The sequence below is a fragment of the Nocardia sp. NPDC006982 genome (genome assembly GCF_042869435.1).
In the GTDB taxonomy this organism is placed as follows: domain Bacteria; phylum Actinomycetota; class Actinomycetes; order Mycobacteriales; family Mycobacteriaceae; genus Nocardia.
Map to the genome: position 1 here is coordinate 699,935 of NZ_JBIAFV010000003.1, position 15,998 is coordinate 715,932.

The 15,998-nt window shown below is 63.8% G+C and carries 14 protein-coding genes; 8 read left to right on the forward strand and 6 right to left on the reverse strand.

The window, feature by feature from the left end; translation table 11 throughout:
• Position 1: 1 nt before the first annotated feature.
• The 3 genes from ACFYOW_RS16625 to ACFYOW_RS16635 all read right to left on the reverse strand — a co-directional run bounded on the left by ACFYOW_RS16625 (position 2) and on the right by ACFYOW_RS16635 (position 3,711).
• Positions 2–1,543, reverse strand: coding sequence for an acyl-CoA carboxylase subunit beta (locus ACFYOW_RS16625; RefSeq protein ID WP_387288848.1), 1,542 nt, complete (start codon positions 1,541–1,543; stop codon positions 2–4).
• Positions 1,544–1,722: 179 nt separating this feature from the next.
• Complete coding sequence (locus tag ACFYOW_RS16630) at positions 1,723–2,556, reverse strand: amidohydrolase family protein (protein ID WP_387288678.1); 834 nt, start codon at positions 2,554–2,556, stop codon at positions 1,723–1,725.
• Between the two features lie 3 nt (positions 2,557–2,559).
• Complete coding sequence (locus tag ACFYOW_RS16635; protein WP_387288680.1) at positions 2,560–3,711, reverse strand: acyl-CoA dehydrogenase family protein; 1,152 nt, start codon at positions 3,709–3,711, stop codon at positions 2,560–2,562.
• An 859-nt stretch (positions 3,712–4,570) separates the two neighbouring features.
• On the opposite strand from ACFYOW_RS16635, the gene ACFYOW_RS16640 reads away from it, so the two are divergent.
• The 5 genes from ACFYOW_RS16640 to ACFYOW_RS16660 all read left to right on the forward strand — a co-directional run bounded on the left by ACFYOW_RS16640 (position 4,571) and on the right by ACFYOW_RS16660 (position 9,665).
• Positions 4,571–6,160: a pyruvate, phosphate dikinase gene (locus ACFYOW_RS16640; RefSeq protein ID WP_387288850.1), complete on the forward strand. Its 1,590-nt coding sequence runs from the start codon at positions 4,571–4,573 to the stop codon at positions 6,158–6,160.
• A gap of 147 nt (positions 6,161–6,307) precedes the next feature.
• Positions 6,308–7,015 (forward strand): FadR/GntR family transcriptional regulator, encoded by a 708-nt coding sequence (locus ACFYOW_RS16645; protein ID WP_387288682.1) that lies wholly within the window; start codon positions 6,308–6,310, stop codon positions 7,013–7,015.
• A gap of 62 nt (positions 7,016–7,077) precedes the next feature.
• Positions 7,078–8,163 (forward strand): acyl-CoA dehydrogenase family protein, encoded by a 1,086-nt coding sequence (locus ACFYOW_RS16650; protein WP_387288684.1) that lies wholly within the window; start codon positions 7,078–7,080, stop codon positions 8,161–8,163.
• A 91-nt stretch (positions 8,164–8,254) separates the two neighbouring features.
• Entirely contained in the window at positions 8,255–8,863 is a 609-nt protein-coding gene (locus ACFYOW_RS16655) for a MarR family transcriptional regulator (RefSeq protein ID WP_387288686.1), read from the forward strand.
• The gene (locus tag ACFYOW_RS16660) at positions 8,835–9,665 is read left to right on the forward strand and encodes an enoyl-CoA hydratase-related protein (RefSeq protein ID WP_387288687.1); all 831 of its coding nucleotides are present in this window, start codon (positions 8,835–8,837) and stop codon (positions 9,663–9,665) included. The genes ACFYOW_RS16655 and ACFYOW_RS16660 overlap by 29 nt, the downstream gene beginning before the upstream one ends.
• Positions 9,666–9,677: 12 nt before the next feature.
• Here ACFYOW_RS16660 and ACFYOW_RS16665 read toward each other — a convergent pair whose 3' ends face one another.
• Genes ACFYOW_RS16665 through ACFYOW_RS16675 form a run of 3 tightly spaced genes read right to left on the reverse strand, consistent with a single transcriptional unit; the run spans position 9,678 to position 12,232 of the window.
• Positions 9,678–10,826 (reverse strand): nitronate monooxygenase, encoded by a 1,149-nt coding sequence (locus tag ACFYOW_RS16665; protein ID WP_387288689.1) that lies wholly within the window; start codon positions 10,824–10,826, stop codon positions 9,678–9,680.
• A gap of 30 nt (positions 10,827–10,856) precedes the next feature.
• Positions 10,857–11,387, reverse strand: a complete 531-nt coding sequence (locus tag ACFYOW_RS16670) for an SRPBCC family protein (protein ID WP_387288691.1) — start codon at positions 11,385–11,387, stop codon at positions 10,857–10,859.
• Positions 11,388–11,389: 2 nt separating this feature from the next.
• The gene (locus ACFYOW_RS16675) at positions 11,390–12,232 is read right to left on the reverse strand and encodes a mycofactocin-coupled SDR family oxidoreductase (RefSeq protein ID WP_387288693.1); all 843 of its coding nucleotides are present in this window, start codon (positions 12,230–12,232) and stop codon (positions 11,390–11,392) included.
• A 119-nt stretch (positions 12,233–12,351) separates the two neighbouring features.
• Here ACFYOW_RS16675 and ACFYOW_RS16680 point away from each other — a divergent pair, with 119 nt between their 5' ends.
• From ACFYOW_RS16680 to ACFYOW_RS16690, 3 genes are all read left to right on the forward strand, one after another.
• Complete coding sequence (locus ACFYOW_RS16680) at positions 12,352–13,572, forward strand: CaiB/BaiF CoA transferase family protein (protein ID WP_387288695.1); 1,221 nt, start codon at positions 12,352–12,354, stop codon at positions 13,570–13,572.
• A 99-nt stretch (positions 13,573–13,671) separates the two neighbouring features.
• Positions 13,672–14,067, forward strand: coding sequence for a hypothetical protein (locus ACFYOW_RS16685; protein WP_387288697.1), 396 nt, complete (start codon positions 13,672–13,674; stop codon positions 14,065–14,067).
• 413 nt (positions 14,068–14,480) lie between these two features.
• The gene (locus ACFYOW_RS16690) at positions 14,481–15,995 is read left to right on the forward strand and encodes a wax ester/triacylglycerol synthase family O-acyltransferase (protein WP_387288699.1); all 1,515 of its coding nucleotides are present in this window, start codon (positions 14,481–14,483) and stop codon (positions 15,993–15,995) included.
• Positions 15,996–15,998: the final 3 nt, after the last annotated feature.

A 15,998-nucleotide genomic window follows, 5' to 3' on the forward strand; every position in this document is an offset into this window, starting at 1 on the left:
CTCAGAATCGGAAGACGCCGAAAGACTGTGCGGGGACCGAGGTTTCCGCGCCGAAGGCCCGCGCGCCGCCGGTGGCCATGGCGAAGCTCACCGCGAGCGCAGAGCGGGTGTGCCGGGGGTCGATGATTCCGTCATCCCAGCAGCGGCCCGTGGAGTACAGGGCGGTCGACTCACGATCGATCTGATCCTCCAGCGCTGCGCGCCGCTCCGCGTCGGCCGTCTCGTCGAATGGAATGCCCTTCGCCTCGGCCGAACGTCGTTGCACGATCGACATGACACCGGCCAGCTGCCGTCCGCCCATCACCGCGATGCGGTGGGTCGGCCAGCTCAGCACCAGTCGCGGCCGGTACGCACGGCCGGCCATCGCGTAGTTGCCTGCGCCGTAGCTGACACCGACCATCAAGGTCACGTGCGGCACCCGGGAGTTGGATACCGCATTGATCAGTTTGGCGCCGTCCTTGATGATTCCGCCGTGCTCGGCCGCCGTACCCACCATGAACCCGGTGATGTTCTGCATGAATAAAAGCGGCACGCCCAACTGGTTGGCGAGTTGGATGAACTGCGCACCCTTCTGCGACTCCGCGGAGAACAGGATGCCGTTGTTCGCGAGCACCGCGATCGGCATGCCGTGCAGGGTTCCCCACCCGGTCACCAGATTGTGGCCGTAAAGAGGCTTGAACTCATCGAATTGCGAACCGTCGAGAATGCGAGCCAAGACCTCACGCATATCGAACGGCCGCCGCGGATCGTCCGGCACGATACCGAGCAACTCGTCGGGGGCATGGCGTGGCGGCGGGCCACCGGCCGGGCGCGCTTGCGCCGGAAACTGCCGGATGACTTCCCTCGCCTGCCGCATGGCGTCGCATTCGTCGGCCGCAAGGAAGTCCGCCAGGCCCGACACCCGCGCATGCATTTCCGCGCCACCGAGATCCTGTTCGGTGACGTCCTCATCGATGGCCATCTTCACCAGGGGTGGCCCACCGAGGAAGGCGTATCCCCGGTCCTTGACGAAGATCGTGTAGTCGCTCATGCCGGGCAAGTAGGCGCCGCCGGCTGTGGACGAGCCCAGCACCACAGACACCGTCGGGATCCCTGCGGCCGATAGTTCGGTCAAGCGCCGGAACTGCTCGCCGCCGGGAACGAAGATATCGCTCTGTTTGTCCAGTTCCGCGCCACCCGACTCGACCAGTGTGACCACCGGCAGCCGGTTGGTGTGGGCGATGTCGAGAGCACGAACGGTCTTGGTGATGGATGTCGGCGACAGCGAACCACCGCGCACAGTGGGATCATTGGCAATAACCATCACTTGGCGGCCTTCAACCTCTGCGATGCCGGTAACCACACCGCCGCCGAGCGGATCGCCGGTACCCCACCCCGCGAGCGCGGAGAGTTCGAGGAATGTCCCGTGCCGATCGCGCAGCAGTGCTATGCGCTCGCGCACCGGCAACTTCCCGCGGTCGCGGTGCCGGGCTACAGCCGCAGGCGAACCGCCCTGCTGGGCACGACGCTGCTGGTCCTCGAGATCGGCGACCAGGCCGAGCATCATGGCCCGAGATCGTTCGTACGCCTCGGACCGCGTGTCGAGCTGGCTCGGCAAACCTGGCACCGCAACCTCCAACGTTCATCAAAATAAATAACCAGGTTAGTTATATCAGGTTCATGTGGCTGCGCGAAACCACCTGGGCTCCCCTCCCGTACCGACCCGGCTCCACTCGACCCGTCTCATACATCCAGCCGGAATGCCTCGATAGCGTTGTCGCGCAGGAACATTCGATGAACGTCGTCGGACAGTCCGAAATCGTTCACTCCGGTCAAGGCCGGCGCGAACTCGAGGATCGGCCAGTCACTGGCCCATATGCACTTGCGCCGTCCGAATGTCCGCAGAAAATGCACGAAGGCGGCGGGGTAATACTTCGGCAGATGCGCGCTCGTATCGATCCAGACGTTCGGGTGCTTGGTCGCGACCGCGATCATCTCCTCGGTCCACGGCCAGCCGATGTGCCCGGCCACAATCCGCAGCTCGGGGAAGTCGATTGCGATCCTGTCGATGTGCCCCGGTCGACCAGTCTCGGACGTATATGTGGCTGGTCCGGTACCGCCGACCTGAACCTGCAGTGTGATGTCGAGTTCCGCGCATTCGGCATAGAGCGGGTACCACTGGGCTTCGGTCGGCAGTTTGTCATTAATGAACGGCTCGAGTTTCAACCCCTTGAAGCCGCAATCCTGAACGAGTCTGCGAAGTTCCCGCACCGCGGGCATTACTCCGTCCGGCGACCACGGATCGACGGAAGCGATCCCGACGAACCGGTCGGGGTATTCGGTAACCGCCACTTCTACGAGGTGGTTCGGAATCAACGGCCCAGCGGAACACAGCGCCAGATCGATTCCGGCCGCGTCCATCTCGGCCACCATCTCCTTCACCGAGATGCCTTGCAATAATCGTCGCCCGTGCGCGAACCGCTCGGCCATGCCGAAGTTGCGGCGCGGCATAGCCGACACCGCTTCCGCGGGCCAAGGCTGGACCCAGGCATCGACGACCCGCACTTCCTTGTTCATTCATCACCCTTTCGGCAGGCCGAGCACACGCTCGGCGATCATCGTCTTGACAATTTCATCGGTGCCGCCCGCGATATGGAATGCGGGTGCGGCGAGCACGACCAGGCGCCAGTCGTCGAGCGCGGGGTCCGGGTCGGCAATCCGCGGCCCAAGAGTGGCGACCAAGGCGTCGCTCAATCCATCGACGACCCGGCCGGTGGAGAGCTTGGCCAAAGCCGCCTCGGGTCCAGGCGACTGCCCGGCGGCGAATTTCCCTTGCAGCCCCTCCTCCATCGCAGCAAGCGCGCGCTGTTCGATGATCGCGTCCAACAATGCGCTCCGAGCGGACTCATCGGTCCAAGGCAGCTCGACGGCACGACGCATCAACCGCCCCAGCGACCGGCCGAAACTCGAGAACCGCTCGAACCCCAATGTGGTCATCGCAACCGTCCAGCCGGCACCTATCTCACCGAGCACCGCATCAGCCGGCAGCTCGACGTCATCGAAGAAGACCTCAGAAAACGAGGAGCCGCCGGTGATCTGCCGCAACGGCCGCACCTGAACGCCAGGAGCGCTCATGTCGACGATGAACGCAGTGATCCCCCGGTGCCGCTGAGCATCCGGATCGGTCCGGGCCAACAGGTATCCGTACTGCGCGTGCCGCGCCTCCGAAGTCCACACCTTCTGCCCATTGATACGCCAACCGATCTCGGTGCGAACCGCGCGGGTAGCGATCCCCGCCAGATCGCTACCCGCTCCGGGCTCGCTGAACAGCTGGCACCAGACCTCCTCACCGCGCAGGATCGCGCCACAGTGCGCCCGCTGGCGGTCATCGCCGAACGCCAGCAAGGTCGGACCGACCATCTCGAGCGTCACACCGAACACACCACGTGGGAGCTCGTATTCGGCCTCGAGATCTGCCCAGGCCAGAGCGTGGGCGTTGGACAGCGCCCGGCCACCGACGTCCTCGGGCCAGGTGATACCGGCGAACCCGTGGTCGAACAGCAGACGCTGCCATTCCCGGCACCGCTGAGCGTGCGCCCGCGGATCCCCGATGTCGCGGAACTGAGCGAACATCGCATCGGGGAAGCCGTCCGGTCGTCGGATCGCGTGCTCGTCCAGGAACTTCTTCGCGTCGGCCCGAAAACTCTCGATCGACTGCGGACGAGACGTCATCGTCGCTCCCTCGTAGTTGTGACAGGTCGGCATCGAACTGCCGGCATATCGTGGACTTAACCTGTGAGTGACCCAGATAATATCTAACCTGGTTAGCTAATGATAGAGCCGCTCTGGACGCGCGATTACCGCCCTCCGGCGAGACGACGAAATACGGTGTCGGCGGCAGAGATTCACTCGGTCCTGCTGCCGATTGGCCGCGCCGGTCCACCCGCCGCACTCCCCGCCGTGGCCGCCCGTACGCCGCGGCGAATATGGCGCGGTGGCACCTGGTGCTGTGCGCGCGGACCGGTCGAGTACACCGGCGGCTGCCAGCTTCTGCGACAAAGGGAACTCTCTCGAATCGCCGCAGCAATCGCGGCAGGCAGTTCGGCAGTTGCGATCCACGGCTCGGTGGCGGCGGAATCAATGCCCACCACCGCACAGCGCTCGGAGCCGATGCGTTCGCCGATCAACAAGGCATGCGGATGTGTCGCAGCAACTGCGCGGGCATGCCCGGGAGTCGCGGTCCGTCATCAACGTCCCCGATCCGGGAGCCCCGGGATGAGGCCAATGCGCTGCGACACTACTAACGGAATCGCGCTGGGCCAACCGTATAGCAGTGCAAGTCCGACCAGTCACCCCCGTGCTCCCCAAAGGCGATCCTCGAGCGCGGAAATGTCACAAACAGGGCGGGCCTCATTCAGGGCGAATCGCTCATTGAAACGAGCACAGCATGTCGGCATATCGTGGACACATCTTGTGATGCGACTCCTATAATAGCTAACCTGGTTATGTGATGGGAGATATAGCAGCCGTCGAGAGGACTAAGACTGTGACCAGTCGCCCCGCCGAAGGCCACCTTGCCCTGGCAACGACGATGCCGTCGGAGCTGGTACTTCGTCTGGACGGCAGCGTCGTCCACCCACGTGAAGTGGTCGGCGGCAAAGCTCACGGGATCGCCAAGATGCGCGCCAGCGGATTCCGGACGCCGCCGGCGTTCGTCGTGACAGTGGAGGCCTGCCGGCGCTACTTCGCCGAGGGCGAGGCCTTGATCGACGATATTTGGGGCCAGGTACTGGACGGCATCGCTTGGCTGGAATCCGAGACGGAGCACACCTTCGGTGGAACCGGGATCCCGCTCCTGGTCTCGGTGCGTAGCGGTGCGGCACAGAGCATGCCCGGCATGATGGACACGATCCTGAACCTCGGCATGAATGATGAGACCGAGCACCGATTGGCAACCGCAGCCGGCGCCCAATTCGCCGCAGACACCCATCGCCGCTTCCGCGAGCTCTACAGCAAGGTCGTCGGACCACTCGACCAGGATCCCCCCAGCGACCCTTGGGTCCAGCTTCGCGCCGCCATCCGAGCCGTGTTCGAATCGTGGAACTCGGCGCGGGCTGCCGCCTACCGCGGACACCATGGGATCACCACCCTCGAGGGCACCGCAGTGACCGTGCAGGCGATGGTGTTCGGCAACCTCGACGACATGTCCGGTACCGGCGTTCTGTTCAGCCGCAACCCACTGACCGGGGCCGCGGAGCCCTACGGCGAGTGGTTGCCACGCGGCCAAGGCGAGGACGTCGTCAGCGGACGATTCGATCCGCTGCGACTGTCCGCCCTCGCCGAGCAAATGCCAGCCGTGCACACTGAGCTGCTCTCGGCCGCGGACAAGCTCGAACGGCAGGCAGCCGATGTCCAGGACATCGAGTTCACCGTGGAATCCGGCACGCTTTATCTGCTTCAAACCCGCAACGCCAAGCGATCCGCACACGCCGCGGTTCGGTTCGCGGTCGCCTTCGAGAACGAGGGCCTGATCGACAAAGATGAAGCGCTCGGCCGGGTCGACCTGGCGCACGTGCGCACTGCGCTGGAACCAACCCTGCCGCTCGAGACGAAGACATCCGCGGAACTCCTGGCGTCGGGCGTCCCGGCCTGTCCGGGTATCGCGCAGGGCATCGTGGTGACCGACCCAGTCGATGCCGAGGATGCCGCTGATGACGGTGTCGATGCGGTGCTGGCCCGCGAGACCACCAGCCCGGACGACGTCAGCGGGATGATCGCAGCAGTCGGGATCATCACCGAACTCGGCGGCTCGACCTCACACGCCGCAGTGGTGAGCCGCGAGCTACACCGCCCCTGCGTCGTAGGCTGCGGCGCCGGAGCACTGGCTCAGTTGGCCGGACAAGAGGTCACCGTGGACGGCGGAACCGGCGAGATCTTCGCCGGAATCCTGCCGCTGACCGCGCTATCGGAAGATTCGGACGCCGACCTGGCCAAACTTCTCGAGTGGGCAACCGCGGCAACCGATATCGTGGTGCACCGGCCAGGGACCGTGCCCGATGGAGTCGAGGCCGTACAGGTCGAGTACACCAACCCCAGGACCATCGCCGACGCACTGGCCGGTGGATACACACACCTCATCAGCGAGCATCCGCTCCCTGTCCTACTCGCCGCCAGACGATGAATCACGCAGGGCGATGAGTCGACATCGGCGTGGGATGTGGGTAACCCGTACGAATACAATCAACGTGGATTACCCGTTACATGAGAGCATGGGCCAATGATCGGTAGCCAATCAGAGACCATCGGGACCCCGACTGCGGGGCAGCTCGTGGCGGACTCGATACGCAGGAAGATCGTGCTCGGCGAGCTTCGTGATGGCGACTACCTCCCGAATGAGGCTCAGCTACTTCAGAATTACGGAGTCTCGCGCCCGGTGCTGCGGGAAGCGATCCGCATCCTCCAGTCGGAGGATCTGCTGAAGATTCGCCGTGGCAGCAAGGGCGGCGCGTTGGTCAGCGCCCCGAAACCAGAGCCTTTGGCCAAACAGGCGGGCGCACTTTTGCAGTACCAGCGCACTACCCTGGTTGACGTATTCCGAACCCGGGCGATCATCGAGCCGCCCGCCGTGCGACTGCTCGCGGAGAACCGCACACCTGAAGTCATCGACCGACTGCACACAGCACTGCAAGAGGAAGCAGAATCGATCGAGTCGGAAGCTAGCTGGGGCCCCGCACACGCACACTTCCACACGCTGGTTGTCGAGTTGTCAGGCAGCAACACCCTCGCTCTGTTCGCGAACATCATGTCCGAGATCACCAGAGCGCACACCCAGGCGGTTATCGCGCGCGTCCATAACAACGCAGAGCGCCGTTCCGGGGCAGAACTGTCACATCGCGTGCATCGCAAACTCGTACAGCTGGTAGCCGCAGGCAAAGCTGGCGAAGCCGAGGAACTATGGCGCAAACACCTCGAGGAGACCACCGAGCAGATGCTCCTCGACCAGGGCTCCCGCGAGTTGCTGGAGCTATTCCAATAGATTTCCTTTAAATAGCTATCCTGGTTATACTTTTGGAAGGATTTTGCGTCGAAGGAGACCATATGGACCCGGACCTGTCCGAGGACATCCGCGCCACTATTCGTGCCGCTTTCGCCCGGTACGACTCGCGTGATCACGGTCCAGGTGCATGGGATGCGTTGTCACAGCAAGTAGGCATCACCGGACTCTTCGTTCCCGAGCACTTGGGCGGTGCCGGTCTGGGTCTGCGCGAAATAGCGCTGGTCGCAGGGGAATTGGGCCGAGCGGCAGCTCGCACTCCCTTCCTGTCCACCGTAGTTCTGGCAACGAATCTCGTGCTGGCCACCACCGACGGTGCGTACCGATCCGAACTGCTGTCACGACTGCTCGAAGGCAAGACCGTCATCGCGGTCGCTGTAGCCGAGCCGGACGGCAAGTGGCAGACCACCGATTCGAGTGTCACCGCACGGGAATCCGCCTCGGGGTGGCTGCTGAATGGGACCAAGTACTCCGTCATCGACGGCAGTGCCGCCGATATCCTTTTCGTCCTCGCCGGAACGCGGACCGGAGTCACATGGTTCGTGGTCGAGGCCGGATCAGCGGGTGTCGAGCGCTCGGTGGCCGACGCCTTCGATTCGACTCGAGACCTCGCCACGATCAGTTTGACCGATGTCGCCGCGACACCGCTGATCGGTCCCGACCGCGCCGCCGACGTCGCGCGAGACACTTTGCTGCGCGGGCTACTTGCGGTGGCAGCCGATCAGGTCGGCGTGGCCGAGCGTGCCCTGGAACTCGCGGTCGAGCACGCGAAATCTCGCACGCAGTTCGGCAAACCTATCGGCTCATTCCAGGCCATCAAGCACCGCTGCGCCGACAGTCTGCTCGAACTCGAATTGGCGCGTGCCACAGTGGATTCCGCTGCGGCCACCGACACCGACGACTCGCAAGTGGAACTGGCCTATCTCTATGCCAGCCGGGCCGCGATCACCGCAGCGGAGGCGTCTATCCAAATCCACGGTGGTATCGGGTTCACCTGGGAGCACGACGCCCATCTCTTTCTGCGTCGAGCCCGTCTCGGTGCAGTGTTGTTCGGACCGCTCGGCGAGCATCGCGAAGCCATCGCCCGTTCTGCCGGGCTGCCGCTGCTCATGCCCGTCACGAACCCGTAGCCGGTCCACCAGTTCTGTACAGCCCAGAACGATCCTGCGAGCCGGCCAGGCTTGCGGATTCCAAAGGGCAGTAATTAAGGAGTTCGTCCAGGTGAATACCTTCGCCATTCTTCGTCTTGTGGTCATCAAGGGTCGAGTCGATTCCCCGGCGATCGCCGAGAGCCTCGGCCTTCCCGTCGAGCAGGTGGATGACTACACCACCGCCTTGACCACCGAGGGGCATCTGAAGCAGACTCCTGCCGGATACCGCGCCACCCCACAGGGGCGCGACCATGCAAACGAACTGGTCACGCAGGAACGAGCCGCCGCGGATTCCGACGCAGTCGACGCGGCTTACTCGGAATTCTGTGTGATCAACAGCGACTTCAAGGCCCTGATCACAGACTGGCAGCTACGGGGCGGAACGCCCAATGACCACTCCGACACCGCCTACGATGCCGACGTGCTGGACCGGTTGCGGGAGTTGCATCACAAAGTGCGGCCGCTCATCGAACGCATCGGCGCGCTGACCGAACGACTGACGATGTATGGGCCCCGGCTCGACCGCGCGTTGCAGCAGATATCGAACGGCGACCTGGCATACGTTGCCCGCCCCATCATGGACAGCTACCACACCGTCTGGTTCGAACTGCACGAAGACCTGATCGGCCTCGCCGGACTCACTCGCGCCGATGAAGCAGCGGCGGGCCGCGGTGCCTGAGCCGCAGGAAACGCCACGGGAGGAATCCTTGGTCCGCTGGGATGCAGCGGACGGGATCGCCACAATTACTCTCGATTCGCCGCGCAATCGCAATGCGCTGTCCGTCCGGCTGCGCGCCGACCTGGCCGGGGCGCTCGACTCAGCGCTCGGTGACGACAGCATCCGAGTGATTGTCCTTACCCACACCGGGACGGTTTTCAGTGCCGGCGCCGATCTGAAGGAGGCACGTCAGGGTCTCAACACCGCGGGGGTGCCTTTGACCGATATTCTCGAAACCGTCTGGCACGCACCTAAACCCGTGATCGCGCGATTGGCAGGCCCGGCCCGCGCGGGTGCGCTCGGGCTGGTCTCCTGCTGTGACGTCGCCATCGCCGACGCCAACGTGACGTTCGCCTTCAGCGAGGTGCGCATCGGTGTCGTGCCCGCGGTCATATCGGTGACTGTGCTGCCCTCGATGTTCCCCCGCTCGGCCCATGAGCTGTTCCTCACGGGTGAGGTTTTCGACGCCCAGCGTGCGGTCGAAACCGGGTTGATCAATGCAGCCGTGCCGTCGGACGAACTCGACGCCACCGTGGCGCAATACGCCGAGGCATTCATCCTTGCCGCACCGGGGGCCCTTGCGGCCACCAAGGCATTGCTACGCGAAGCCGGACCGGAGGACCTCCGCGGCGAACTGGCGGCCAAGCAAAAACTGTCCGAGAAATTCTTCTCCTCCGCGGAGGCCCGGGAAGGCATCAGCGCCTTCACCGAAAAGAGGCGTCCTGCATGGGCTGTCGTCCCGAGCTCGGACCGAGTTAATTGATCGCAATGGTGATTACTCGAAGCCATCGGCGGCGCGATCGCGTCCCGCGATGAGGGTGGCGAGCTCGTGTAGTCGCTGCTCGCAGTCGGCAACTAGCTGACGGGCGATGTCTCCGGCCGGACGCAGGCCGGTCAGAGAGCCCACAACCTGGCCGATGAAAAACGACTCTAGCCTTATCGCGTTTTCGTTGCCGGCAACTGCGGCAGCATCGATACGATTCCACGCCTCATTGACCAGCAAAGGCTGGAGCGGCATCGGCAAGGGCTCAGGTGCGCCGGCGGCCTCCCATTCGTCGTGCCAAGCACTACGCAATTGCCGGGCAGGCTTGCCCGTGCGGGTCTTCGAACGCAATGTGTCCGAACTGGATGCGGCAAAGAACTTGCCCTTGATTTCCATGGGCGTGATGTCTTCTCGACAGGACAGCCACACCGAACCGCACCACACCCCCGCCGCGCCCAACGCGAGGGCCGCCGCCATCTGTCGCCCGGTTGCGATACCACCGGCGGCCAGCACTGGGCGCCCGTCCGCAAGATCGACGATCTCGGGGGTCAGCACCATAGTCGCGATGGCACCGGTGTGCCCACCCGCCTCGGTGCCTTGGGCGACCAGCACATCGACACCTGCGGCCAATTGACGGACGGCATGCTTTGGCTGGCCGACCAACGACGCCACCACGACGCCCTCGGACTTCGCGCGCTCCATCATCTGCGGCGGCGGCGTACCCAGCGCGCTGGCGACCAACGCAATGGGGTGGTCGAACGCGACATCGAGCAGTGCGCCGGCACCGGCCGGGTTGATGTTTGCCGTTAGGTCATCGTTGAAATCACCGGTGTCCGCACCGATGGGCGGGATACCGTACTTATCCAGCAAATTCGCCACGAAGGCGAGGTGCGCAGCCGGTATCTGGGCCCGGAGACTCGCGACCAGACTTCCGGTGTCTCCGGCAGTGAACGGCATTAGCAGATCCACCCCGTAAGGCTTGCCGCCGACCTGCTCATCGATCCAGGTCAGCTGCGCGTGGAGTTCGTCAGGGCTGTACGCCGTAGCAGCGAGAACCCCGAGCCCTCCGGCGTTGGTGACCGCCGCGACCACACCGGGTGACCGGTTGAAACCGACGAGAGGCTGCTCGACTCCCACCAAGTCGGTAAATGAAGTTCGCATCAGCAGGCGCATCCTGTCGTCTGGGTGTCGTCAAGACAAAGGTGTGCGTGCCGCGGCCGCGATACGGGACAGCGTCAGTGCGACATCGGCACGTAATCCTCGAGGGCGGCCGACGAGCCGATCCAGGAACAAGACGGTGCGCGAAGTTCCCACGGAGCGAAACGCAATCGTGAGTCTGGTCCCCGAATCTTCTTGCGCCACAATATATGTCCATTCGGTGGCGGCACCCGACCAATGCCCGGCTACAAAGGTCAGCCGGTACCGGTGATCGACGCTATCGACATGGTGCTCAACGATCCGGCAGATAGTCGACCACTGGATCCAGCCTCGCCGGTTGTAACCACGAAACACGGCACCGACCCGCACTCGGCGGTGCGGTGGGACCCACTCGACTTGACGGCACTCCGGACTCCAAGCCGGCATGCGGGTGACATCCTCCACCAACGGCCAGACAACCTGGACCGGAGAGTCGACAAATTGTGTAACCACGTCATCGAACTGTCCAACCCAGCGCCGTACATGCAGCCTCGTATCGAACGTGCCCCCATCGCCCGTCGGCATGCTCAGATCTGAAGCAGCGCACCGCCATCGACCGGTAACTGCAGCCCGGTGACATAGCGCGACTCGTCCGACGCCAGGAACACCACGGCGTTCGAAATATCGACCGGATCGACATACGGAATCGGCATGGCTTGCATCCGGGGGAACACGGCCTCGACATCCTCACGGGTCGGCTGCGCCAGATCTTTACGGAACGCCCGGTACATGGACGGGTTGTGCAACATGTCCGTGTCGCAGTTGGTGGGATGGACCGCGTTCACCCGAATCTTGCGCCCGGCGACCTGCCTGGCCAGTACCGGCACATATTCACTGAGGACAATCTTGGCGAATCCGTAGCCCGCCCCGCCCGGACCGTTGCCCGGGTTGTTGACCGCATTCGGCAGCATCGCCGCGACGGACCCGGTCAGAATGATCGAGCCACCATCACCGATGAACGGCAGTACGGCGTGGACCGCGTTCAGCACTCCGATCAGATCGACGTCGACGGCGTCCGCGAACGCTGTGACCGGATACTCCGCACCGATCGGGCAAATGCCAGCGTTGGCGACCACGATGTCGATCCGCCCCAAGCGCTCGATACCTTGCGCGACCGCCGCGACGACCGCCACACGATCGCGGACATCGGCCTGCACGGCGACGATGCGCCGCCCGAACTTCTCGACCAGCCGAGCGGTCTCCTCGAGGTCGGCTGCGGTGGCCATCGAATATCCGACACCATCAATGTCCTGACATATGTCAATCGCGATGAGGTCGGCGCCTTCCTCCGCGAGGCGAAGCGCGTGACTGCGGCCCTGCCCCCTCGCAGCTCCCGTGATCAACGCGACTTTGCCTCCGACACGGCCCATGGGATGCCTCTCGATCCGGTTATACAACAGGCTCGAAATATATCACGTGGTTAGTCTATTCTGAAGGCACAGATTTGGAACCGGACGCGATTGCGTCACCTGCTTCGGAGGGCCCCTAGATGACCGCTGTGATGCGCGGGATCCGTGTAATCGAACTCGCGACTTGGGGTTTCATCCCCTCTGCCGGCGTTGCTCTCGCCGACTGGGGGGCCGAGGTCATCAAGATCGAGCATCCCGAACACGGCGACCCCATGCGCGGCCTCATCCCCTCCTCCCTGCGCAGCACCGGAACACACCCAGTGAGCTTCATGTTTCAGACGTTCAGTCGAGGCAAGGCCAGCGTCGGGATCGATCTGACGAACGAGGGCGGTCGCGCGGCGCTATTGCGCTTGGTCGAGACCGCCGACGTCTTTCTGACTAACTATCTCCCTTCGGTACGTCGCAAGCTCGGCGTCGATGTCGCGGATCTACAGGCGGTCAATCCGCGTCTCATCTACGTCAAGGGCAGTGGGCTCGGCCCAGCCGGCGACGAAGCGGACACCGGCGGCTTCGATCTCGCTTCCTACTGGTCACGCGGCGGCGTCGCCCACGTCTCCACCGGACCGCACGAGCAATGGCCGGTCCCGATGCCCGGCGCGGCGTTCGGCGACCTGCAGGCGGGGCTCTATGCCGCAGGTGGCGTCGCGGCCGCGCTGTTCAATCGGGAACGCAACGACTCGGGCCACGTCGTCGATGTCAGCCTGCTCGGCGCCGCAACCTGGGTAATGGCGCCGCACATCGCTGCCTCGACCATGTACGACATCGACGCCATGCCCCGCTCCGGCCACGAGGCGCCGAGCAACCCGATCTCCAATACCTACCGCACCAGCGACGACCGCTATATCGCACTGGTCATGCTGGAATCCGACCGGTTCTGGGCGCCGCTGGTCGAGCTGATGGGTCGTAGCGACCTGGCCGTCGATCCCCGATTCGCGGACGCGAACACACGGTCGGCCAACAGCACCGAATGCGTGGCCGAACTTGAGAAGATCTTCGCGGCTCGACCTCTGGCCGCATGGTGTGAGTTGCTGAGCAAACAGCGCGGTGTCTGGGCGGTCGTGCAGACCCCGAAAGAAGTAGCTCACGATCCCCAAGTGGTGGCCAACGGGTATGTCGGTCGACTCGATCTCGGCCCAGGCGGCACCATCGGCGTCGGCATGCCGCCGGTCCAGTTCGACGAACGTCAGCCGCACCCCGCGCCGGCCCCCGAGCTCGGTGCCGACACCGACCGGCTCCTGCAGGAGGTCGGCTATGACTGGGACCGCCTCATCGAGCTGAAGGTTGCCGGCGCGATCAGCTGACGGCAGCCACTGAATAGATTGCACCCCAGCATGACTCGACTGCCGGTGGCGATCATCACCGTAGCGCCGTGAACTGATACCGGATTTCGAAGAGGCGCTATGGAATTCGACTTCTATCCCGAGGCAGTCGCCCTGTTCACCGGTTCCCGGCACACCCGCCGGGCAGTGCTCGAGCAAGCCGCCAAGATCGTGGGCCCGAGCGGGATGGTGCACGTCGTCCGAGATGCCGCCGCCCGAGTCACATCCGTTGCAGGCATGCTGGGTTACTACGGGCTGGACGGGAATCTCGATTGGGTCGAGGGTATGGATTTCGAGGAAGCAGCCAAAATCCTCGCACCCGTCGGCTGCAGTTGGACGTGGACGAATACCTATCACGCGGCCTGGCCGTACGCCGTCAAGCATGCGCGACGAAATGCACTTCCCGTGGTCCTACCGGCGTGGAGTTGGCGTCGGCCGTGGGGCGGTGCACGGATGGTCCTGCCCGCATACAAATAGGCCGCACACCGAATGGGTCGTGCGCATGCACACCAGGACGTTGGGGCTCGGCGCCACGGAAGCTCATGGCCATGACCACCCATACCACATTCCTCCGGTTCTCTCAGACAAACCACTAAGTGCACCTGGTTATATAAATCACCCTTGCCTGAGGCAGTGACGAACACGACAATTGCCATAGGTTCAACCAAGGTTCGATCGCCTGCACCCGTTTACGGAGCACGCGCATCGGCCGAACCTCGCAATCCGTTGTCGCGTGGAGAATTGTTCCGCAACAAGGGATTTCACCGTTCCCCGGGGGATCCCGACGACGTGTCCCTCAGATCGCTCATGTTGATTACACCCCGGCGTCGGCGCACCACTGTTGATGGTCGAGCCCGCGTCGGGATGTTGCAGCCCCGATCGGAGTTCTCGTGAAAACTGCCAGCGGATGGGACCGCATGTTCCTCAGCGCCGAATCCGACCGCGTGCCAATGGATAACGTCGGTATCCTCATCCTGAATCCAAGTACAGCCCCCGATCGACACGACTTCGATCGCGTCCGTGCGGAATTGGCCGCACGCCTGCCACGCTTGTCGGCCTTCACCAAGATGCCCGTAGAGGTACCGCTCGCGATCGGGCCCGAACAGTGGGCCACCGATCCGAACTTCAACATCGATCGCCACCTGACGCGAATCGTTGCACCCGAGGGATCTGACCTGACAACTCTCGTCGAGCTCGCGACGACGCTGTACGACAAGCCGATGGACCGCGACAGGCCGCTCTGGCGGATGTGCTACGTCGAAGGCCTTGCCGATGGCCATGCCGCGCTGCTTTTGCAAATTCATCACGCGACTATCGACGGCGTAGGCGGCATGCAGTTACTGGGCGCGCTTTTCGATGCCGAACCACTACCGATGCCGCCCACCCTCGAGTCGACACCTGTTGTAGGAGAAAGTATTCCGCATCCGCTGGTGCGCTTGGCCAACGCCATACCTGGGCGCGCACTCTCCTCGGTCCGCATCGCGTCCGCTGCCGCTCCACTTATCCGTCCGTTGGTAGCCACAACCACGGAGGCGCTGTCGCGGTCTCCGATCAAGGCCCTGTCCGCCGTCAGCTCGCTCTTCTCCTCCGGTCACAGCGACGACCAGGAATCCGCCGACCGGCACTCTGACGGACCCACTCCGCGTGCACTTTTCAACCGTCACCCGGCGACAAGCAAACGCGCACTGGCCTTGATCTCGATCCCCCTCGCGGACATCATGGCCGCGAAGGACCGCTTCGGCGTCACTTTCAACGATGTCATCCTCGCGATCACCAGTGCCGCAGTACACGACTACCTGCAGGAGCGCGACGAACTTCCTGCTGAACCGTTGCGCGTCGCTCAGCCGGTCAATGTTCGTGACGAATCGGCCGATTCGGCTGTGGGCAACCATTTCTCGTTCATGGCGGTCCCGGTGCGCACCGATATCACCGACCCGGTGGAACACCTTCGCGATATTGCCGTCAGAACCGAAGTTCGGCGTCCCCGCCGTAGCGGCTCCGCTTCGAAAACGCTGGAGCACCGAGCTGTCGACCGGAACTCGATGTTGGCCCATGCCCTACGGGTTGTCGACGAATTGCCGTCCGGTGTGTGGTTCGCACTCGGCCAGCTCGCCCGCACCCCGCTCCTGTCGTCGGGACCAATCCTGGCCAACTACGGGTTGTCGAATATTCCGGGTCCCCGCCAGCGGCTGTACTTCGCCGGTGCCGCGGTCGACCACATCTATGGCCGGACCCCGGCGGGCGCAGGCATCGGATTGTTCGCGTATTGCATCAGCTACGCGGACAGCCTCGATTTCGGTATCACTACGCTGCATGATCTCGTCCCCGATCCACAGCGAATCGCCGACGCCATCCCGAAGCATCTGGCCGCATTGTTGGCCGCGGACACGGAAGCAACCGTCTAACCG